The 19214-nt window shown below is 60.2% G+C and carries 17 protein-coding genes and 1 tRNA gene; 9 read left to right on the top strand and 9 right to left on the bottom strand.

Translation table 11 applies throughout. The features are described from left to right. Nucleotides 1–609 precede the first annotated feature (609 nt). Nucleotides 610–2013, top strand: coding sequence for a Si-specific NAD(P)(+) transhydrogenase (gene sthA, locus AC5YUO_RS14440; protein ID WP_400817680.1), 1404 nt, complete (start codon nucleotides 610–612; stop codon nucleotides 2011–2013). A gap of 249 nt (nucleotides 2014–2262) precedes the next feature. On the opposite strand, the gene AC5YUO_RS14435 is transcribed toward sthA, so the two are convergent. The 4 genes from AC5YUO_RS14435 to AC5YUO_RS14420 all read right to left on the bottom strand — a co-directional run bounded on the left by AC5YUO_RS14435 (nucleotide 2263) and on the right by AC5YUO_RS14420 (nucleotide 5710). Next, nucleotides 2263–2910, bottom strand: coding sequence for a hypothetical protein (locus AC5YUO_RS14435; RefSeq protein WP_496153774.1), 648 nt, complete (start codon nucleotides 2908–2910; stop codon nucleotides 2263–2265). Between the two features lie 251 nt (nucleotides 2911–3161). Then, nucleotides 3162–3701 carry an AAA family ATPase gene (locus AC5YUO_RS14430; RefSeq protein ID WP_496154872.1) on the bottom strand — a complete coding sequence of 180 codons (540 nt, stop codon included), beginning with the start codon at nucleotides 3699–3701 and terminating at the stop codon, nucleotides 3162–3164. A 207-nt stretch (nucleotides 3702–3908) separates the two neighbouring features. After that, nucleotides 3909–5387, bottom strand: coding sequence for a trigger factor (gene tig, locus AC5YUO_RS14425; protein WP_496153773.1), 1479 nt, complete (start codon nucleotides 5385–5387; stop codon nucleotides 3909–3911). Between the two features lie 240 nt (nucleotides 5388–5627). After that, nucleotides 5628–5710: transfer RNA gene (locus AC5YUO_RS14420), tRNA-Leu, on the bottom strand. Between the two features lie 646 nt (nucleotides 5711–6356). On the opposite strand from AC5YUO_RS14420, the gene AC5YUO_RS14415 reads away from it, so the two are divergent. From AC5YUO_RS14415 to AC5YUO_RS14380, 8 genes are all read left to right on the top strand, one after another. Beyond that, nucleotides 6357–6503 carry a DUF1127 domain-containing protein gene (locus AC5YUO_RS14415; RefSeq protein WP_400817690.1) on the top strand — a complete coding sequence of 49 codons (147 nt, stop codon included), beginning with the start codon at nucleotides 6357–6359 and terminating at the stop codon, nucleotides 6501–6503. Between the two features lie 480 nt (nucleotides 6504–6983). Continuing rightward, nucleotides 6984–7127, top strand: coding sequence for a DUF1127 domain-containing protein (locus AC5YUO_RS14410; protein ID WP_003495735.1), 144 nt, complete (start codon nucleotides 6984–6986; stop codon nucleotides 7125–7127). 516 nt (nucleotides 7128–7643) lie between these two features. Continuing rightward, entirely contained in the window at nucleotides 7644–9113 is a 1470-nt protein-coding gene (gene trmFO / locus AC5YUO_RS14405) for a methylenetetrahydrofolate--tRNA-(uracil(54)-C(5))-methyltransferase (FADH(2)-oxidizing) TrmFO (RefSeq protein ID WP_496153772.1), read from the top strand. 151 nt (nucleotides 9114–9264) lie between these two features. Then, the gene (locus tag AC5YUO_RS14400) at nucleotides 9265–10392 is read left to right on the top strand and encodes an S-(hydroxymethyl)glutathione dehydrogenase/class III alcohol dehydrogenase (RefSeq protein ID WP_496153771.1); all 1128 of its coding nucleotides are present in this window, start codon (nucleotides 9265–9267) and stop codon (nucleotides 10390–10392) included. A 162-nt stretch (nucleotides 10393–10554) separates the two neighbouring features. Then, nucleotides 10555–11418 carry a hypothetical protein gene (locus AC5YUO_RS14395; protein ID WP_496153770.1) on the top strand — a complete coding sequence of 288 codons (864 nt, stop codon included), beginning with the start codon at nucleotides 10555–10557 and terminating at the stop codon, nucleotides 11416–11418. A 106-nt stretch (nucleotides 11419–11524) separates the two neighbouring features. Continuing rightward, entirely contained in the window at nucleotides 11525–11788 is a 264-nt protein-coding gene (locus tag AC5YUO_RS14390) for an acyl carrier protein (protein ID WP_400817698.1), read from the top strand. Further along, nucleotides 11785–13317 carry an AMP-binding protein gene (locus AC5YUO_RS14385; RefSeq protein WP_496153769.1) on the top strand — a complete coding sequence of 511 codons (1533 nt, stop codon included), beginning with the start codon at nucleotides 11785–11787 and terminating at the stop codon, nucleotides 13315–13317. Before AC5YUO_RS14390 ends, AC5YUO_RS14385 begins: the two co-directional genes overlap by 4 nt. Further along, complete coding sequence (locus tag AC5YUO_RS14380; RefSeq protein WP_496153768.1) at nucleotides 13301–14578, top strand: type III PLP-dependent enzyme; 1278 nt, start codon at nucleotides 13301–13303, stop codon at nucleotides 14576–14578. Before AC5YUO_RS14385 ends, AC5YUO_RS14380 begins: the two co-directional genes overlap by 17 nt. Nucleotides 14579–14612: 34 nt before the next feature. Here AC5YUO_RS14380 and AC5YUO_RS14375 read toward each other — a convergent pair whose 3' ends face one another. The 5 genes from AC5YUO_RS14375 to queA form a co-directional block, all read right to left on the bottom strand. Further along, nucleotides 14613–15038 (bottom strand): hypothetical protein, encoded by a 426-nt coding sequence (locus AC5YUO_RS14375; RefSeq protein WP_496153767.1) that lies wholly within the window; start codon nucleotides 15036–15038, stop codon nucleotides 14613–14615. Further along, nucleotides 15035–15289, bottom strand: a complete 255-nt coding sequence (locus AC5YUO_RS14370; RefSeq protein ID WP_496153766.1) for a type II toxin-antitoxin system Phd/YefM family antitoxin — start codon at nucleotides 15287–15289, stop codon at nucleotides 15035–15037. Before AC5YUO_RS14370 ends, AC5YUO_RS14375 begins: the two co-directional genes overlap by 4 nt. Before the next feature lie 79 nt (nucleotides 15290–15368). Then, a complete protein-coding gene (locus AC5YUO_RS14365; protein WP_496153765.1) occupies nucleotides 15369–16541 on the bottom strand; it encodes an aminodeoxychorismate synthase component I in 1173 nt (390 codons plus the stop codon). A 189-nt stretch (nucleotides 16542–16730) separates the two neighbouring features. After that, entirely contained in the window at nucleotides 16731–17861 is a 1131-nt protein-coding gene (gene tgt / locus AC5YUO_RS14360) for a tRNA guanosine(34) transglycosylase Tgt (RefSeq protein WP_496153764.1), read from the bottom strand. Continuing rightward, on the bottom strand, nucleotides 17861–18943 hold the full coding sequence (gene queA / locus AC5YUO_RS14355) for a tRNA preQ1(34) S-adenosylmethionine ribosyltransferase-isomerase QueA (RefSeq protein WP_496153763.1): 1083 nt from the start codon (nucleotides 18941–18943) through the stop codon (nucleotides 17861–17863). The genes tgt and queA overlap by 1 nt, the downstream gene beginning before the upstream one ends. Nucleotides 18944–19214: the final 271 nt, after the last annotated feature.

Raw genomic sequence — 19214 nt, 5'->3', positions numbered from 1 at the left:
TCGCAAAGCGCGGTGCACGGCCCTTTGCGAGATACGGCATGGTGAAAGACCCGGCTGCGCAACGCATCCGACCCACACCAACCTCAACCAGAGCGCAGCCGGGCAATCGCCCGACGTCCTCCCGCTATCCCCCGTCCGGCAGCGCCGTGCGGGATGAAGCTGTTGGGGTTTTGGAGTATTTTCAGGAAGTGAGCGAAGGTGCGTGGGGCTTCACCCCCCTCTGCCCTGCCGGGCATCTCCCCCTCAAGGGGGGAGATCGGCAAGAGGCGCTACCACCACTTCATTCTCGAGCTTGAGATGGGCGAGACTTTGCCGCAGATCGATCTCCCCCCTTGAGGGGGAGATGCCCGGCAGGGCAGAGGGGGGTAAGCCCCAAGCACTTCGCCCCACCATGAATCACACAACCCGCTGAAAACCTCACCCCCAGTTACGAATCCGTCAGATTCTTGCGCTACAGATTGACGCAGGCGTTTGTTGCATTGCACTCTAGCGGGCAAGGCTGAAGGGGAATCACTCCCCGTCGTCAAAATGGCATCACGACCATTTCGCAGCGACGCCATGCCGGATGCGACATCCGGTATCGAAATACATTCTGTTCCGGGGTTTTTCATGCACCAGTTCGATCTGATTGTTGTCGGCAGCGGTCCGGCGGGAAGACGGGCCGCCATTCAGGCCGCCAAGCTTGAAAAGAGGGTTCTGGTCATCGAGAAAGGCAGCCGCGTCGGCGGCGTTTCGGTGCACACCGGCACCATCCCATCGAAGACCCTGCGCGAAACGGCGCTCAACCTCACCGGCTGGCGCGAGCGCGGTTTTTATGGCCGCTCCTATCGCGTCAAGCAGGAAATCGACGCCGAGGACCTGCGCCGCCGCCTGCTCATCACGCTGGACCATGAGGTCGAGGTGCTGGAGCACCAGTTCGCCCGCAACCGCGTGCAGCACATTCGCGGCACGGCAAGCTTCATCGATGCCAACACCATGAAGGTGGTGAAGAACGACGGTGAAATCATGACCGTCACCGCCACCTCCATCCTGCTCACCATCGGCACCCGGCCCTACCGGCCGCCGCATATTCCCTTCGATGGCGAGGCCGTGCTCGATTCGGACGAGATTCTCGAAATCAAGGAACTGCCGCGCTCGATGATCGTCGTCGGCGCCGGCGTCATCGGCATCGAATATGCGACGATCTTCAGCGCGCTCGACACGCAGGTGACGGTGGTGGAGCCGCGCGAGACCATGCTGGAATTCATCGACAAGGAAATCGTCGAGGATTTCACCTATCAGCTGCGCGACCGCAACATGAAGCTGGTCTTCGGCCAGAAGGCGGAAAAGGTGGAGCGCGACGAAAGCGGCAAATGCCTCGTCTCGCTCGGCAATGGCCGCGTGCTGAAAGCCGAGACGGTGCTGTTTGCCGCCGGCCGTGTCGGCGCCACCGATACGCTCAACCTTTCGGCATGTGGGCTGGAGGCCGACAGCCGCGGCCGCCTGAAGGTCGATCCCGAGACCTTCCAGACCTCGGTGCCGAACATCTATGCCGCCGGCGATATCATCGGTTTCCCGAGCCTTGCCTCCACGTCAATGGAACAGGGCCGCATCGCCGCCCGCCATGCCGTCGGCGCACCGGCCGGCGAACCGCCGCAATTCTTCCCCTACGGCATCTATGCCGTGCCTGAGATCTCCACCTGCGGCCTGACCGAAGAAGAAGTCATCGAACGCGGCATTCCCTATGAATGCGGCATCGCCCATTTCCGCGAAACCTCGCGCGGCCACATCATGGGCCTCGACAGCGGCTTGCTGAAGATGATCTTCTCGCTCAAAACCCGCCGCCTGCTCGGCGTCCACATCGTCGGCGAAGGCGCCACCGAACTGGTGCATATCGGCCAGGCGGTGCTGAACCTCAAAGGCACGGTGGAATATTTCGTCGAGAATACGTTCAACTATCCCACGCTTGCGGAAGCTTACAAGATCGCCGGGCTGGATGCCTGGAACCGCATGGGTGAGATCAAGAAGGATTGAGCGGAGTATTCGGCAGAACTGCCAAATGCCATGCGACCGCTCGTGGTAAGGTCGTAGCCTCCTCTCCCCGTCACCCCGGACTTGATCCGGGGTCCAGCCAGCCCAAGTCCTTGGGCTGAAAAGACTCGCCTCACGGCGCAGACGCGCCGTGGCTGGATGCCGGATCAGGTCCGGCATGACGGAAGAGAGACATTCATCTGCACCTTCCCACTCATCTAGGGACGGTCCCGGCGCAGGCACTTCGTCCCCTCACCAGCGGATACTATACCGCGCACTCACCCCCGGCCTAAAGTGATCCGCATAGCCCTGATCGAGCGTCCCGCGCACGGTCAGGTGATCGCCCAGTTTCTGCTCCACCGCCACACCGCTGCTGAACTCGCTGAAGCTGTTGCGGCTCGCCCCCGTCAACACGAAGGCCGTGCCGGTTTCCGAACGGGAAAGGCGCAACGACTGCGACACATCGAGCCCGTTCCATTGCTGCGCCGTACCGTCATAACGAACGGTGAAATTGCGGTTCGCCTCGATATCCAGTTCCGGCGTGACGATACGCTTCTGCTGCGAGGTCATGGAGACGCTGCTCGACCCCGTGAGCGCGTTGAACAGGACGCCAACGTCACGCGCGAGCGAAACACCGGGCAGCTGTTCGGCCAGCAGCGTGACATTGCCCCACAGGCGCACCGGCGTATCCACCAGCTGCCCCGTTTTGGAAGCGCTCATGCCCATTTCCAGCCCGGCACGGATCGGCGTATCGACCGGCAGCTTCGCGCCGATGCGCGCCGTATAGGAACGGTCTGAATTCTTGACCGGCTTCCAGATCAACCCGGCCTCGTCGGCATGGGCTGCACCCGCAGCGGTGAAGAGCGATAAAAAAAGGGCAGAACCCGTTCGGAGCGACATATTTGTCCCCTGGCAAATTAAGGGCGCGCCGGGAGAACCCGGCAGGCACGGTAAAAGCTCAAGGCCAATGGTTTGGCAGCGATGAGGCCACATGAAAGCGGCGCGCAATGCCCGAACGTCCGCATTCCGCGACCGGGGCAAATCATGCTGCGCAGGGTGCCAGATGAACGGGAGATGAACAAGAGCAGATGCAGCAAAAAATCATGCTGCACTGCATTGTGATCAGAACGAGGACGCCGGAAGCTCCGCCGCTACTCTTTTTCGACCGGCAGCGCACACCGGGCGAGAATATCATCCACCACCACGGTCAAAGGTCTGGATGAATCGAGGACCGTTGCGTCAACGGGGATGTCTTCCTTCGTCGCATGGAGTTGCAGGACAAATTCGCGCTCCTGCGGGTTTCCGCCGAACTCGTCCGCGGGTCTCTCGATCAACCGTCTTCGCAAGGTCTCGCTATCGAGATCGAGAACGAAGACCTCATCGAACACATCCATGAAACGCTGAAAATTTCTCGAGCCACCGCAAAAGAATGTGCGTGCGTGGCTGCGATCGGCGGCAATCCGCCGAACCTTTTCGACATCCCAGATATGATGCCGATGCCGGAAAGGCATATCGGTCGCATCGCCCCGCAACAACGCAGGATCGAGCGGTTCACCGGTTTCAGGGGCGCCCTTGTAGGCAAGCTCCCGGTCGCCGTGGATCACATGATGGCCACGCCGCTGAAGTTCTGTTGCAACCGAGGTCTTGCCGACCCCGGAGACACCCTCGACCAAGTAATTTCTCACACCCATGGCACTGCCGTTCGACATTCCTCGACTATGGCCCGTGAGGCCTGCCCCAGCGTTATGGGTTTCGACCATAATAACCGGGAATGACGCAACGATGTCGAAGGATTGAGAAGCGGGCGATTGCGTAACCCGAATAAGCGAGGCACCCAAACAAAAAGGCCGCAGCTTGCGCCACGGCCCTTCCATTCAATCAGCTTTCGCCGGAGAAGATTATTCGGCGTCGCCTTCAGCGGCCTTCTTCTTGGCCGGAGCCTTCTTCTTCGGAGCGGCTTCTTCGCCTTCAGCGGCGTCGTCAGCCTTGGCAGCAGCCTTTTTCTTGGCCGGAGCCTTCTTCTTGGTTTCCGTTGCTTCTTCGCCGTCGTCAGCCAGCAGCTCTTCCTTGGAAACGGTCTTGTCCGTTACCGAGATTTCCGTGAGCAGCTTGTCGATGACCTTTTCTTCGAAGATCGGAGCGCGCAGCGAAGCGGAAGCGCCGGGGGTGTTGCGGAAGAAATCGAGGATTTCCTTCTGCTGGCCGGGGAACTGCTGCAGCTGCTGGAACAGCGCGCGCTGCATTTCTTCTTCGGTCACTTCAACGCCGGCCTTTTCGCCGATTTCGGAGAGAACGAGGCCGAGACGGACGCGACGCTCAGCAAGCTTGCGATATTCTTCGCGGGCTTCTTCTTCGGTCGTGTCTTCGTCAGCGAAGGTCTTGCCGGACTGGGCAAGATCGGTGTTGATCTGGCGCCAGATGTTGTCGAACTCGGCGTCAACCAGGCCAGCCGGCGTGTCGAACTTGTACATTTCGTCCAGCTGGTCGAGAATCTGACGCTTGACCTTCTGGCGGGTGATGTTGCCGTACTGGCTTTCGATCTGGCCCTTGACGATTTCCTTCAGCTTTTCAGCCGATTCGAGGCCGAGCTTCTCGGCCAGTTCGTCGTTGATTTCAACGGCAGCAGCAGCGGCAACTTCCTTGACGGTGATGTCGAAGTTGGCTTCCTTGCCGGCAAGGTTTGCAGCCGGGTAGTCGGCCGGGAAGGTCACGGTGATGGTCTTTTCGTCGCCGGCCTTGACGCCAACGAGCTGGTCTTCGAAGCCGGGGATGAAGCGGCCAGAACCGAGAACCAGTTCAGCATCTTCAGCAGCGCCGCCGTCGAAGGCAACGCCGTCAACCTTGCCGAGATAGTTCATGGTGACGCGGTCGCCGTCAGCGGCCTTGCCCTTCTTGGTCTCGTAGGTGCGGGCGCTTTCGGCGATCTTGAGGATCTGCTCGTTGATTTCGTCTTCGGAGACTTCAACAACTTCGCGGGTAACCTTGATGCCGTCATTGGCCTTCAGTTCGATGGCCGGAATGATTTCGTAGGCAACGGTGAATTCGAAATCGGATTCGGCCGACAGGATCTTTTCGGCTTCCTGCTCGTCTTCGGTCATGGAGATGGCCGGCTGGGTAGCAGACTTCTCGCCGCGGCTGGAGAGGATTTCGGACGGCTTTTCACGAACCAGCTCGTTGACGAGATCGGCCATGATGGACTTGCCGTACATCTTCTTCAGGTGGCCGACCGGCACCTTGCCGGGACGGAAACCGTTGATGCGAACCTTGTCCTTGGCGTCAACCAGGCGCTCGTCCAGACGGGCCTTCATGTCGGCGGCCGGAATAACGACCTTGAGTTCGCGCTTCAGCCCTTCAGCGAGCGTTTCGATAACCTGCATTTTCCTAACCTTCACATCATGGCGGCGGTGCTCAGACAGCCGTTGGTTTACTTTCGAGCACTGCGCCGGAAACATCGTTCCCCGGCCGTGGCTTCCCTTATTTCTTTACACAAGCGCCTGCCGGACACCGTTACGCCTGCACCCGAGAAAAAGACCAAAGGGGAGAAATGAACCCCGAAGCTCCCCGCATCTTATAAAGATGCACTCTGGCGCAAGCGTGGCACAGCCATGCCTTGCTTGTGGTGCGGGTAGAGAGACTCGAACTCCCACGCCGAAGCGTTGGTACCTAAAACCAATGCGTCTACCAATTCCGCCATACCCGCACGTTGGGCGGCGGTATGTCACAATGTTCAGAAAGGGTCAAGCACGCCTTGTCGCCGCCTTCCGTTTCCTCCGGACTTTTCTTGTCCGCCGCTGCGGCAGCGAAAGACGGGCGGCCTTCTCTGCCATTTGTCGCCGGCGCGGAGAAAAGGGATGGGCGACGGGGCAGACGCGATCCCGAACCGGAAATCACAGAGCCACACCGCATGCCACTCTCCGCCCGCCCCTTTCGTCTGCGCGGAAAAGTGCTGCGGCAAAGCGGGCGATATTTATGCGGCTATGTTGACATTATATATAGCGCGGCCTGCGGCGAACATTGCCGTTGTTCGCCACCAATCAAATACCCGATCCCGGCTTCGCCTCTTTAATATCGCCCGAGCCCGGGCCAACCGCGCAGCTTCGCATTGCGGAACTCTGCCGCGTCACCAAAAGCCCACAAATTGGTCACAAATTATGCATGAATCGCCGCAATTAGCCCGTTTCACCGGCTTGCCTTGCATTTCGCGCATAGGTGACATCTTGCTTTGTCTGTTTTTGTTTTGATTAAACCGATTATATTCATGGTCATACAGAGATCGAGTTCAGCCCCGGACCAAAGCCTCCCAAGACTGGCCGCAGAGACTGAACAGCACGAAGAGGAAGATGAAAATGAACATTGCACGCTCGCTGACCAACTGGCGCAAGTATCGTCAGACCGTAACCGAACTCGGCCGCATGACCGACCGCGAACTGAATGACCTCGGCATCGGCCGTCAGGACATCCGCCGCGTCGCCAAGACCGCCGTCGGCATCTAATAAAGACGCCCCGCCGCTTCATGCGGCGGATGCGAGACGACCTACCCAAAAAGGCCTGAGGCTCCCCGCCTCCGGCCTTTTTTCGTTTTGGGCGACTCTCCAGATCGAAGCAGCACCCCGATAACCGCTCGCGGGGTCGGCAGATGAAAAATGCATCGATGGCCGACCTCCACGCAACGCTTAGATAGTGTCCGAGCCCCTCCTGACGCGCCTTTTCACACCGAAAAGCGCCTTCAGCGCCGCCAAAGGCTGCTAAACCCGTCAAAACCGCCTGAAACACAGGCATTTCCGCTCATATTTTGCCCAGATGATATTCAAAGCCGCAAATTTAGCCGACATAGTGCACAAATGCATGGCAGTAGCCTAAATTCTGCACTGCACAACATGGCTCAATGTCTATATATAAAACCTCAACAGCCGAGAGCACAGAAACACTGAGCCGGCCGACGAAATCAACAGAGATAGATTGAGGAAACGACCATGAACCCCATCCGCATTGCAAAGAACTGGATCTCCTACCGCCGCACGATCAACGAACTCGGCAGCCTCTCCAACCAGGCTCTGAGCGACATCGGTCTGACCCGTTACGACATCCGTAACGTAGCAGCCCGTTCGTTCCGCTAAGGCGTAAACGATCGTCCCGCTGCCCGACCTCCAGGGCGCGACGATTGAGCGACAGGTAAAAAAGCGGCGCCTCTGGCGCCGTTTTTGATTCTGGGTGTTTGCTGGAGATCGGTCTTCATCACCACATCCAGAATCAAGGGCCGCAAGAAAGGCCGCAGCATCGCGGCATATTTCTTCTCCCCGCCGGGGAGAAGGTGGCCCGAAGGGTCGGATGAGGGGGCTAGCTCTCGATCTATCTCTACCCTCGCCCCCTCATCCCGCTGCCGCGGACTTCTCCCCCTCGGGGAGAAGAAACAAGCGGCATCCGCCCGCTCCCCAAATACTCGCCTGCTTTTCAGTCCTGCCGTGAACCGGGCAGCCCGCCCCTCTCGCAGCCCCCACCTCGCAAAAACATTTGGCTGCCCCGGCCATGCATGCTAGTGCATCCGCAAACAATGCAGCGTCCTGAAGGGACCCGCGCAACACAATCACTCGAAAGACAGCCGCCGAACGGGAGCCTCTGCCCCGCGGCCGCCCATGGACGCCAGCATGCAAGACAAAACCCATTCTCCCATTCACGTCGTGGGCGGCGGATTGGCCGGCTCGGAAGCCGCATGGCAGATTGCTGAGAGCGGCGTACCCGTCATCCTGCATGAAATGCGCGGCGTGCGCGGCACCGATGCGCATAAGGGCGATACGCTGGCGGAACTGGTCTGTTCCAATTCCTTCCGCTCCGACGATGCGACGGCCAATGCGGTCGGCGTCATCCATGCCGAAATGCGGCTTGCCGGCTCGCTGATCATGGCCTGCGCCGATAAACATCAAGTGCCGGCCGGCGGCGCGCTTGCCGTCGACCGCGACGGATTTTCGCAGGCTGTGACGGATATGCTTGAAAATCACCCGTTGGTGACAATTGTCCGCGAAGAAGTGACGGGCCTGCCGCCGAAGGAATGGGGCAGCACCATCATCGCCACCGGCCCGCTCACCTCGCCGGATCTGGCGGCGGCGGTTCAGGCAGAGACGGGTGAAGATGCGCTGGCATTCTTTGATGCCATCGCCCCCATCGTGCATCGCGACAGCATCAACATGGATATCTGCTGGTACCAGTCGCGTTACGACAAGGTCGGCCCCGGCGGCACGGGCAAGGATTATATCAACTGCCCCATGGATGAGGCGCAATATAACGCCTTCATCGACGCGCTGATCGCCGGCGACACGGTCGGTTTCAAGGAATGGGAAGGCACGCCCTATTTCGACGGCTGCCTGCCGATCGAGATCATGGCCGAACGCGGCCGCCAGACGCTGCGTCATGGCCCGATGAAGCCGATGGGCCTCACCAACGCCCACAACCCCACGGTCAAGGCCTATGCCGTGGTGCAGCTGCGGCAGGACAATGCGCTCGGCACGCTCTACAACATGGTCGGTTTCCAGACCAAGCTGAAATACGGCGTGCAGGCGGATGTGTTCCGCATGATTCCGGGGCTCGAAAATGCGGAATTCGCCCGCCTCGGCGGCCTGCACCGCAACACCTATATCGATTCCCCCATCCTGCTCGACCATTCGCTGAAGCTGAAATCGCGGCCGGATCTGCGTTTCGCCGGCCAGATCACCGGCTGCGAAGGTTATGTTGAAAGCGCCTCCGTCGGGCTGCTCGCCGGCCGCTTCGCCGCCGCCGAGCAAAAGGGCGAGACCCCGAGCCTGCCGCCGGCCACCACCGCGCTCGGCTCGCTGCTCAACCACATCACCGGCGGCCACCTCTCCTCAGATGATGAGCCGGGCAAACGCTCCTTCCAGCCGATGAACATCAATTTCGGCCTGTTCCCCGAACTGGAGCCGGGCTCCATCGTCAAGCCCGAAGGCGTGAAGCGTTTTCGCGGCAAGGACAAGACCATCATGAAGCGCCAGCTCATCGCAGCGCGGGCGCTTAAGGATTGTGCGGCGTGGCTTGGCGTGGAACACGTCGCAACGGAAGTCGCAAGAGAACAAGAGAGCGACGCAACGCCATAGGCCAGCCTTGCATCTATCGGCCAAAATAACGGGGCGTGTGTCCGCACACGCCCCTTTTCCATTTCGGGTCACCGGATTTTGCCTTGCCCGGCCAGCCGCGCTCGGGCAAAACCTTTTTATTTGCACATTACAAAGACTGAGGAGATCGACTATGGACGTTCGCGCCGCCGTTGCCATTCAGGCAGGAAAACCGCTCGAGGTCATGACCGTTCAGCTTGAGGGTCCCCGCGCCGGTGAAGTGCTTGTTGAGGTCAAGGCCACCGGCATCTGCCACACCGACGATTTCACCCTCTCTGGCGCCGATCCGGAAGGCCTCTTCCCGGCGATCCTCGGCCATGAGGGCGCGGGCATCGTCGTTGATGTCGGCCCCGGCGTCACCTCGGTCAAGAAGGGTGACCACGTCATTCCGCTCTACACGCCGGAATGCCGCGAGTGTTACTCCTGCACCTCGCGCAAGACCAATCTGTGCACCTCCATCCGCGCCACGCAGGGCCAGGGCGTGATGCCTGACGGCACCAGCCGCTTCTCTATCGGCAAGGACAAGATCCATCACTATATGGGCTGCTCGACCTTCTCGAACTACACCGTCCTGCCGGAGATCGCGCTCGCCAAGATCAACCCCGACGCCCCCTTCGACAAGGTCTGCTACATCGGCTGCGGCGTGACAACAGGTATCGGCGCCGTCATCAACACCGCCAAGGTGGAGATCGGCTCTACCGCAATCGTCTTCGGTCTCGGCGGCATCGGCCTTAACGTGCTGCAGGGCCTCCGCCTTGCCGGTGCGGACATGATCATCGGCGTCGATATCAACAATGATCGCAAGGCCTGGGGCGAAAAATTCGGCATGACCCACTTCGTTAACCCGAAGGAAGTCGGCGACGACATCGTGCCCTATCTCGTCAACATGACGAAACGTAACGGCGACCTGATCGGTGGCGCGGATTATACCTTCGATTGCACCGGCAATACCAGGGTCATGCGTCAGGCGCTGGAAGCCTCGCATCGCGGCTGGGGCAAGTCGGTCATCATCGGCGTTGCCGGCGCCGGCCAAGAAATCTCCACCCGTCCGTTCCAGCTGGTCACCGGCCGCAACTGGATGGGCACCGCCTTCGGCGGCGCGCGCGGCCGCACGGATGTGCCGAAGATCGTCGACTGGTACATGGAAGGCAAGATCCAGATCGACCCGATGATCACCCACACCATGCCGCTCGAAGACATCAACAAGGGCTTCGACCTGATGCACAAGGGCGAATCGATCCGCGGCGTCGTTGTTTATTGATCGGAAAATGACAGCGGTGGACGCGCGTAACCGCGCGCCCGCCATTCATGCAAATGTGATCGCCAACGACACCCTGCAGCCATTGCGATTAACGGGACGGTAAATCTATCATCGTAAGCCGATACTACGCGGTGGAGTTGAAAATCTCTCCCGGGCCAGAGGATGCCAGACCAGCGGAGAGCGACCCTGAAAATCGTACCGATCGACAACGCAAACCGCGTCGCCGCCGTCGCTCTCCTGACGAAAGGCTTCCCGGAAAAAAGCGAGGCCTTCTGGTCTCGCGGGTTGTCGCTCGTCAGCGAACATCACGCGCGGCGCGACCTCGGCCCGATCGGGCAATTGCTGATGAAGGGCGACGATGCCGCAGGCGTGCTGCTGACGATCAAAAGCCGCCTGCCCGAGACGGGAAGGATCGTCGTCAACCTGTCGAGCTGGTATGTGGAACCTTCCTGCCGCTGGTTCGCACCGCGCATGCTGCAGATGGCTTCCTCCAGCGAGGATGAACTCTTCACCGACCTCACCCCCTCTCCCGAAGCCTGCAAGCTGAACGAGAGGCTGGGTTTTGCGACGGTGACCGACTGCACGCTTTTTTATGCATTGCCGCTCACGGCGTTTCGTCCGGCAAGCGCACGGCTTCGCCCGCTTGCGGACATCACGCCGGACATACTCTCCGCCGAAACGCGCAACATGCTGGAAGACCACGCCCGCCTCGGCTGCATCGTGGCCGTCATGGAGGCGGACAGCCGCCATTACCCGCTGGTCTTCCTGAAAACCACAACCAGGAGACTGCCCTCCGCGCGCCTCATATATTGCGACGACCGGCAGGTCGCACAGCGACACATATCAGCAATTGCGCGCCACCTTCTTGGCCACGGCCGGCTTGCGCTCACCATGGCTGCACTTGAGGCAGAGCGAAAGGCCGGAGGCCTTGCCATTCATAAATCTGCGCCGATACAAGTAAAAGGCGCATGGAACCCACAATTTATTAACGAAACATACTCAGAGTTGGTGTTATTGCCACCGTAGGTATTCTAGTGAATCGTGCGCGACTTGACGGAAGCTTGGCCTTTACAGACAAAGCGCCATTCCGGGCAGGTCTTCTGGGACACACGAGGGAAATTGGAGAACAAGCATGCTTGCAGCGAAAAAGAGTGAAATCGACGTTGCTGATACCATCTATTCCTATCTCTCCAACCGTTTTCCCGCCTATGCCCCCTTTTCCGCCGACACGCTGCTTCTTGAAGGCGGCGTGATCGATTCGCTCGGTTTTCTCGAACTGATGATCTTCCTCGGCGAGGGTTTCGGCATCATTCTCGATGACGAGCATTTCACCCCGGACAATCTCGGCACACCGGCCGATCTCATCGCCTTCGTCCTCAGGGAACGGAGGAGATGACACCCCATTTCCTGCTGCACCACCTTCTCGCCGCACGCGCGGCGAGCGACGATCAGGCCCTCGTCCACAGGGACCGCGCGCTGAATTATCGCGAATTCGCCGAGGCGGCGGCCCGTTGCGCAGCGGCATTGCAGGAAGCCGGAGTGCAACGCGGTGAGCGCGTCGTCATCTATCTGCCACGCGGCATAGAGGAATGCTGGTCGATCTTCGGTGTCAGCATGGCATCCGGCGTCTTCGTGCCGGTCAATGCGCTGCTGAAGGCCCAGCAAATCCGCCATATCGTCAGGGATTGCGGCGCGAAGATCGTCATCAGCGACACCGCAATGATGGCTGAACTGAAAGCGGCACTGGAAGACCTTCCCGATGTCACGATCCTGCTTGCGGAAGAGATCGCGACCCGCGCCGCGACACCCGCCCGCCCTTCGGCGGCAATCGGCGAGGACCTGGCCGCAATTCTCTATACTTCCGGTTCCACCGGCTCCCCCAAGGGCGTGATGCTGTCGCACCGCAATCTTCTCGCCGGCGCGCGCATCGTCCGTACCTATCTTGAAATCACCGGCCGGGACCGCATTCTCTCCCTGCTGCCCTTCAGCTTCGATTATGGCCTCAACCAGCTGCTGACGGCGGTGGAACAGGGCGCAACCACCGTTATCTCCACCTTCCGGCTGGGCGACGAAATCGTCCGCGATCTGCGCGACCATGCCGTCACGGGGCTGGCCGGTGTTCCGACGATCTGGGCGATCCTGACGAAAGCGGCCCCTTCGCTCGCCAAGACGCCTTTGCCGCATCTGCGTTACATCACAAATTCCGGTGGGCGTGTGCCGCAGGAAACCGTAAAAGCGCTGCGCGAGAAGCTGCCGGACACAAAGATCTACCTGATGTATGGCCTGACCGAGGCCTTCCGCTCCACCTTCCTGCCGCCTGATGAAATCGACCGCCGCCCGACCTCCATCGGCAAGGCGATCCCGGAATGTGAAATCTTCATCGTCACCGACAACGGACAAAGGGCAAAACCGGGCGAACCCGGCATTCTCGTGCATCGCGGCCCGACCGTGTCGCTCGGTTACTGGAACCGGCCGGACGATACGGCCAAGGTGCTGCGCCCGCACCCCTTCATTCCGGCGACGCTGGGCGGCGAGACCGTGTGTTATTCCGGCGATCTGGCGGTGGAGGACGAGGATGGTTTCTTCAGCTTCGTCGCCCGCAACGATGCGATGATCAAATCGTCAGGCTATCGCATCAGCCCGACCGAGGTAGAGGAAAGCCTGATGTCGACGGGGCTTTTCCGTGAGGTCGCCGTCATCGGCCTGCCCGATCCCTTTGCCGGGGAAAAGGTGCATGCCGTGGCAACCGCGGCCAATGAAAATATCGATGTTTCGGCAGCCCTGAAGAAGGCCGCCGAAATGCTCGCCCCCTTCATGATTCCGCGCGCCATCGAACTGGTGGAACGACTGCCGGTAACGGCCAATGGCAAGGTGGATTACCGCGCGCTGGTGCGCGAACGGACGGACAATGGCGCCAACGGATAAACCCCAGAGCCACGGCCCGGCCTTTGCGGCCGCCTTATTCGACATAAGCGGGAACGATCTTGTCATCGGCGGCCTTCCCGTGCGCGATATTGTCGCCGGGACCGGAACACCCTGTTTCCTCTATGACGCCGGCGCCATGCGCCGCGCCTATCGCGATCTCGAAACCGCGCTCGGCGGCTTTGCCGATATCTACTATTCGGTAAAAGCCAATCCCCTGCCTGCCATCATCTCGCTTTTCCGGCAGGAAGGCGCCGGTGCTGAAATCGCCTCCGTCGGTGAATACCGCGCGGCCATCAAAGCCGGTGTCGCACCTGATAACATCATCTTCGCCGGCCCCGGCAAGGGCATGGCCGAACTGCGCGAGGTGATCGAGGGCGGTATCGGCGAAATCCACATCGAAAGCGCCGAGGAAATCGCCCGCATCGAGGCAACCGGCAAGCCGGTCAAGGCCTCGATCCGCATCAATCCGGTGCCGGATGCTCAAGCCGGCGCCATGCGCATGGGCGGCAAGGCCACCGCCTTCGGTTTCGACGAGGAGGAGCTGGACACTGTCCTGTCGCTCTTCAAAAACACCCGACATATCGATCTCGTCGGCGTCCATATTTACGGCGGCACGCAGATTCTCGATGCCGACATGCTTGTCTCGCAATGGAGACACGGTATTTCCCTCGCCGCTCGCATGGCGGACATGCTCGGCAAGCCGCTCGAAACCATCGATCTCGGCGGCGGCCTCGGCATCCCCTATTTCGCCGGGGAAACGCCGCTCGATCTTGAAAAAGTCCGCGCGGCAATCCCCGACCTCAGGGCGCTTTTGAAGTCCCATTCGCTGATTGCCGGCGCCCATGTCATCGTCGAACCCGGCCGTTTCCTCGCCGGCCCCGGCGGCATCTATGTGGCGGAAGTGAATTCGGTAAAGACCTCGCGCGGCACCACCTTCGTGGTGATGGATGGCGGCATGCACCACCATCTGGCGGCTTCGGGCAATCTCGGCCAGATCGTCAAGCGCAACTATCCCATCGTCGCACCGGCCATGATGCTGGCGGAGCATGAGGAAACGGCAACCATCGTCGGCCCGCTCTGCACGCCGCTCGATACGCTGGCCCGCAATGCGGCGCTGCCCAGGCTGAAGGCCGGTGATCTCCTCGCGATCCTGCAATCGGGCGCCTATGGCGCCAGCGCCAGCCCTGCGGGTTTTCTGAGCCATGCGGCGGCGAAGGAGGTATTGGTGGCGGACGGGGCAATTGAGGTGATCGGGCGCTGAGGGCGCAAGACGACTTCTTTTCGATGGCTGCCACTCAGCGCTTTGCCTGAGCCACGCGCCCTTTCTTCATCGTATCAAGAAGCTTGCCTTTGATCTGCTCGAAGAACTCCTGGGGGATCATGCCGTAGTCATATCGGCTGGGGTCCGAGGGAAGCGTCCTCAAGTGGATGCCGGGCCATTCGAATCGATTGACCTCGCTCACCCGGACCCAATTGGCCTCATCATCCAGCCCCAGTTGAAGACAGAGTTCAGCCGGAATTTCGATGGACGAGTCTTCTTCGCCCAGATCAGGCGGAGAATGCGTGATCGGGACAACGATCGTGTCATTGGACTTGGAGTGATACACAATGACGGCACAAGGCCTGTCCTTGCGCCCTACAGTCAGGCCTTCGCTTTTTTCCTTATGCCACAGATAGTTATATCGAACTATGAGGCCCGGAACCGGCGTCGGATAACTCACTCGGATGCTTTGCCGTATTCGGCGTTCATGATCGACGCCATCGTGTCCTCATCCATCTCGTTCACTTTGATGACTTCACGTTCGCGTCTCTGCATTTCCCGATAATGATCGAGTTCCGTAGCGGAGAGGAACGCGCCAATCGTGCGATTATGGGCTGTGACTTCAATCACGCCTGCCGACTGCACCTGTTCCCGGAACGTCGTAAATTTACGCGCGAACTCGGTTGCAGGAACTCTTATCGTTTGTGCCATGACCGCAGCCTCCTTTTTACGCAAAATACGCATTTTACGTATTTTCTTCAAGCGCAGAGATTTTTACGATCGCATTATTTTATGCAGACCCCGGTATTTGCCGCAGCAACCTGTCACCCACCGCGAACTTGGACTTCAGCAGGCACTCGTCATATTCCGCCTTCCCCTCGGAATCGAACACGATACCGCCGCCGACATTAAAGACCGCACGGCCGTCATCAAACAGGCTGAGAGTACGGATCGCCACCGAAAAACGCATTTCACCATTTGGAGACATGAAGCCGATCGCACCGCAATAGGCGTCACGCGGCGTCGCTTCCAGCTCGCGCAGGATTTTCATCGCCCACATTTTCGGCGCGCCGGTAACCGAGCCGCAGGGAAACAGCGCCGTAAAGATGTCCTCCACCGTCGCGTCAGGCAGAAGTTTCGCCCTGATATGGCTGACCATCTGATGCACGGTGGGATAGGTCTCGATATCGAACAGCCGCGGCACATCGAGGCTGCCGACTTCGGTGATGCGGGAAATATCGTTGCGCAGCAGATCGACGATCATGCGGTTTTCGGCGAGCGTCTTTTCATCCGTCAGCATTGCCGCGATGATCGCCCGGTCCTCTTCCGCGTCCGCCCCGCGCGGCGTCGTTCCCTTCATCGGGTGGGTTTCGATAAAGCCGTTCCCATCCACCGAAAAAAACAGTTCCGGCGAACGCGACAGGATGACCGGCCCGCCGAGATTAACCAGCGCGCCATATTTGACCGGCTGCCGTTCGATCAGCGACCAGAAGGCCGTCAGCGGATCGCCGCTCCAGCGGGCATGAACGGGCATGGTCAGATTGCCCTGATAACAGTCGCCCCGGCGCAGATGCCCGTGCAGTCGCTCGAAGCGCTGGCGATAGGCCGCAAATGTCCATGCGGGCACCGGATCGGCGAGCAACGCATCCGCATCCGGCAGATTTGCCGGGCGTGCGAAGCGTCCCTCATCCGGCTGCGGGGCGGAAAAGACCCCGAAATTGAGAAACGGCACGTTGCGGGCCTCGCGCGCGAAAGGCGCAAGCTTCGGCTCGAACAGGAAACCCGCCTCGTAGGACATGTAGCCGGCGAGATATTTCCCGGCGCGGCGCCACTTTTCCATGCGCTTGAGCGCGGCAAAAAACGCCTTCGGCTCATCCGCGACGATGATCTCTTCCGGCTCGGTGAAGGCTGTCACCGTGCCGGTCGTGTCATCCCGGAAAAGAACGTAAGGCGCATGTGCCAAGGAAAGCGTCCGTAGAGGGTGAGTTCGGGGTGTTCAAAACGGCGGATAGAAACCTCTCCTCCGTCATCCTCGGTCCCCGGATCAAGTCCGAGGATGCCCCGAGGATCTGCCGCTCGTTGATTTCTGCTACATTGGTAGATCCCCGGGACAAGCCCGAGGATGACGTCGAGCGTGGAGGATGCTCTGAACCTAAACCGGGTCTATATCGCCCCGCGCCCACATCTCTATGGTTTCCGCATAAAAATCGGCGAAACGGCCTTCCTCGATCGACTTGCGGATACCCTGCATCAGCTCCTGATAATAGGCAAGATTGTGCCAGGAGAGCAGCATGCCGCCCAGCGCCTCATTGGCGCGGGTAAGATGATGCAGATAGGCGCGGGAATAATCGCGCGAGGCCGGGCAGTTGGACTGCTCGTCGAGCGGACGCATGTCTTCGGCATGGCGGGCGTTGCGGATATTGACCCTGCCACGACGGGTAAAGGCAAGCCCGTGACGGCCGGAGCGGGTCGGCATCACGCAGTCGAACATGTCGATACCACGCGCCACCGATTTCAGGATATCGTCAGGCGTACCAACGCCCATCAGGTAACGCGGCTTTTCGGTCGGCAGTACCGGCAGGGTGATATCGAGCATGCCCAGCATCACATCCTGCGGTTCGCCGACGGCAAGACCGCCGACGGCGTAGCCCTTGAGATCAAGCTGCTTCAGCCCTTCGGCGGAACGAATGCGCAGATCCGGCTGGTCGCCACCCTGCACGATGCCGAACATGGCCTTGCCGGGCTGCTCGCCGAAGGCGACGCGGCAGCGCTCGGCCCAGCGCAGCGACATTTCCATGGCGCGCTCGATTTCCTTGCGCTCGGCCGGCAGCGCAATACATTCATCGAGCTGCATCTGGATGTCCGAATCGAGCATGCCCTGAATTTCGATCGAGCGCTCCGGCGACATGTGGTGCAGCGAACCGTCCACATGGCTCTTGAAGGTCACGCCCTTCTCGTCGAGCTTGCGCAGACCGGAAAGCGACATGACCTGAAAACCGCCGCTGTCGGTGAGGATCGGATGCGGCCAGCGGATCAACTCATGCAGACCGCCAAGACGCGCAACACGCTCCGGGCCGGGACGCAGCATCAGGTGATAGGTATTGCCGAGAATGATATCGGCCCCCAGCTCGCGCACCTGATCCAGATACATGGCCTTGACGGTGCCGACCGTGCCGACGGGCATGAAGGCGGGCGTGCGGATAACACCGCGCGGCATGGCGACTTCGCCGAGACGCGCGCCGCCGCTCGTGGCTTTCAGGGTGAAGGTGAATTTCTCGTGCATCAGTTTTTCCGGAACAACAGGCTGGAATCGCCATAGGAATAGAAACGGTATCCGGTTTCGATGGCGTGCCTGTAAGCGTCACGCATCGTTTCGAGACCGCAGAAAGCCGAAACCAGCATGAACAGCGTCGATTTCGGCAGGTGGAAATTGGTCATCAGAATATCGACCGCGCGGAAACGGTATCCCGGCGTGATGAATATGCCGGTAGCGTCGGACCATGGATGGATAACACCATTCTCGTCAGCCGCACTCTCGATCAGGCGCAGCGAGGTGGTGCCGACGCAGACGATGCGCCCGCCCCGCGCCTTCACCGCATTCAGCCGGTCGGCCGTTTCCTGCGAGACGTGGCCGATCTCGAAATGCATCTTGTGATCGTCCGTATCGTCGGACTTCACCGGAAGGAAAGTGCCTGCCCCAACGTGAAGCGTCACGAAATGCCGCTCTATGCCGGCCTTATCGAGCGCCGCAAACAGGTCAGGCGTGAAATGCAGCCCGGCGGTAGGGGCAGCGACAGCACCTTTTTCACGGGCATAAATGGTCTGGTAGTCGGTCTGATCCTGCTGGTCCTCCGGCCGTTTGGCGGCGATGTAAGGCGGCAAAGGAATATGGCCGACCGAGGCAATCGCCTCGTCCAGCACCGGACCGGAAACGTCGAACAGCAGCGTGATCTCGCCATCCTCGCCCTTTTCCTCGACGGTGGCTTCCAGATGGGCAAGGCCGCAGGCATTGTCGCGCTCGTAACCGAAACGGATACGGTCGCCTTCCTTGATGCGCTTGCCCGGCCGGGCGAAGGCCTTCCAGCGGGACTGGTCGGCGCGCATGTGCAGCGTGGCGGAAACCGCCGTCTCCGGCGCGCCCTCGCGCAGACGCACGCCTTCCAGCTGGGCGGGAATGACGCGGGTGTCGTTGAAGACAAGCGCATCGCCGGGCCGCAGGAAGGACGGCAGGTTAAAGACGTGATGGTCTTCCATGCGGTCCTGATTCGGATCGACGACCAAAAGGCGCGCGCTGTCGCGCGGGTTCGCCGGGCGAAGGGCGATATTTTCCTCGGGCAGGTCGAAATCGAACAGGTCTACACGCATTGCAAGGGTCTTCCAGAAATCCAATGACACGGCACGATGTTTTGCATCCCGAGGCATCCACCTCCCTCATTCCTGTGCTTGTCACAGGAATCCAGCCGACGCGCGTCTGCGCGACGAGGAGAGTCCTTTCAGCCCAAGGACTTGGGCTGGCTGGATTCCTGTGACAAGCACAGGAATGAGGAAAGAAGAGAACGACGCGACGGACGATAGGCACCAAACATGCCGCACCGTCCCCGCATCACCCACCGTCAATAAACATAAAAACCCGCCT

This window comes from Agrobacterium sp. LEGMi-208b, assembly GCF_059511785.1.
This window is presented reverse-complemented; position numbering and strand designations above follow the sequence as displayed.

Excerpts from the sequence above, each read along its gene's own strand:
- tig (WP_496153773.1), bottom strand. The coding sequence starts at position 5,387 with ATGCAGGTTATCGAAACGCTCGCTGAAGGGCTGAAGCGCGAACTCAAG.
- AC5YUO_RS14410 (WP_003495735.1), top strand. The coding sequence starts at position 6,984 with ATGAACCCCATCCGCATTGCAAAGAACTGGATCTCCTACCGCCGCACG.
- tgt (WP_496153764.1), bottom strand. The coding sequence starts at position 17,861 with ATGCACGAGAAATTCACCTTCACCCTGAAAGCCACGAGCGGCGGCGCG.
- AC5YUO_RS14370 (WP_496153766.1), bottom strand. The coding sequence starts at position 15,289 with ATGGCACAAACGATAAGAGTTCCTGCAACCGAGTTCGCGCGTAAATTT.
- AC5YUO_RS14380 (WP_496153768.1), top strand. The coding sequence starts at position 13,301 with ATGGCGCCAACGGATAAACCCCAGAGCCACGGCCCGGCCTTTGCGGCC.
- AC5YUO_RS14385 (WP_496153769.1), top strand. The coding sequence starts at position 11,785 with ATGACACCCCATTTCCTGCTGCACCACCTTCTCGCCGCACGCGCGGCG.
- AC5YUO_RS14435 (WP_496153774.1), bottom strand. The coding sequence starts at position 2,910 with ATGTCGCTCCGAACGGGTTCTGCCCTTTTTTTATCGCTCTTCACCGCT.
- AC5YUO_RS14430 (WP_496154872.1), bottom strand. The coding sequence starts at position 3,701 with ATGGGTGTGAGAAATTACTTGGTCGAGGGTGTCTCCGGGGTCGGCAAG.
- sthA (WP_400817680.1), top strand. The coding sequence starts at position 610 with ATGCACCAGTTCGATCTGATTGTTGTCGGCAGCGGTCCGGCGGGAAGA.
- AC5YUO_RS14415 (WP_400817690.1), top strand. The coding sequence starts at position 6,357 with ATGAACATTGCACGCTCGCTGACCAACTGGCGCAAGTATCGTCAGACC.
- AC5YUO_RS14395 (WP_496153770.1), top strand. The coding sequence starts at position 10,555 with ATGCCAGACCAGCGGAGAGCGACCCTGAAAATCGTACCGATCGACAAC.
- trmFO (WP_496153772.1), top strand. The coding sequence starts at position 7,644 with ATGGACGCCAGCATGCAAGACAAAACCCATTCTCCCATTCACGTCGTG.
- AC5YUO_RS14400 (WP_496153771.1), top strand. The coding sequence starts at position 9,265 with ATGGACGTTCGCGCCGCCGTTGCCATTCAGGCAGGAAAACCGCTCGAG.
- queA (WP_496153763.1), bottom strand. The coding sequence starts at position 18,943 with ATGCGTGTAGACCTGTTCGATTTCGACCTGCCCGAGGAAAATATCGCC.
- AC5YUO_RS14390 (WP_400817698.1), top strand. The coding sequence starts at position 11,525 with ATGCTTGCAGCGAAAAAGAGTGAAATCGACGTTGCTGATACCATCTAT.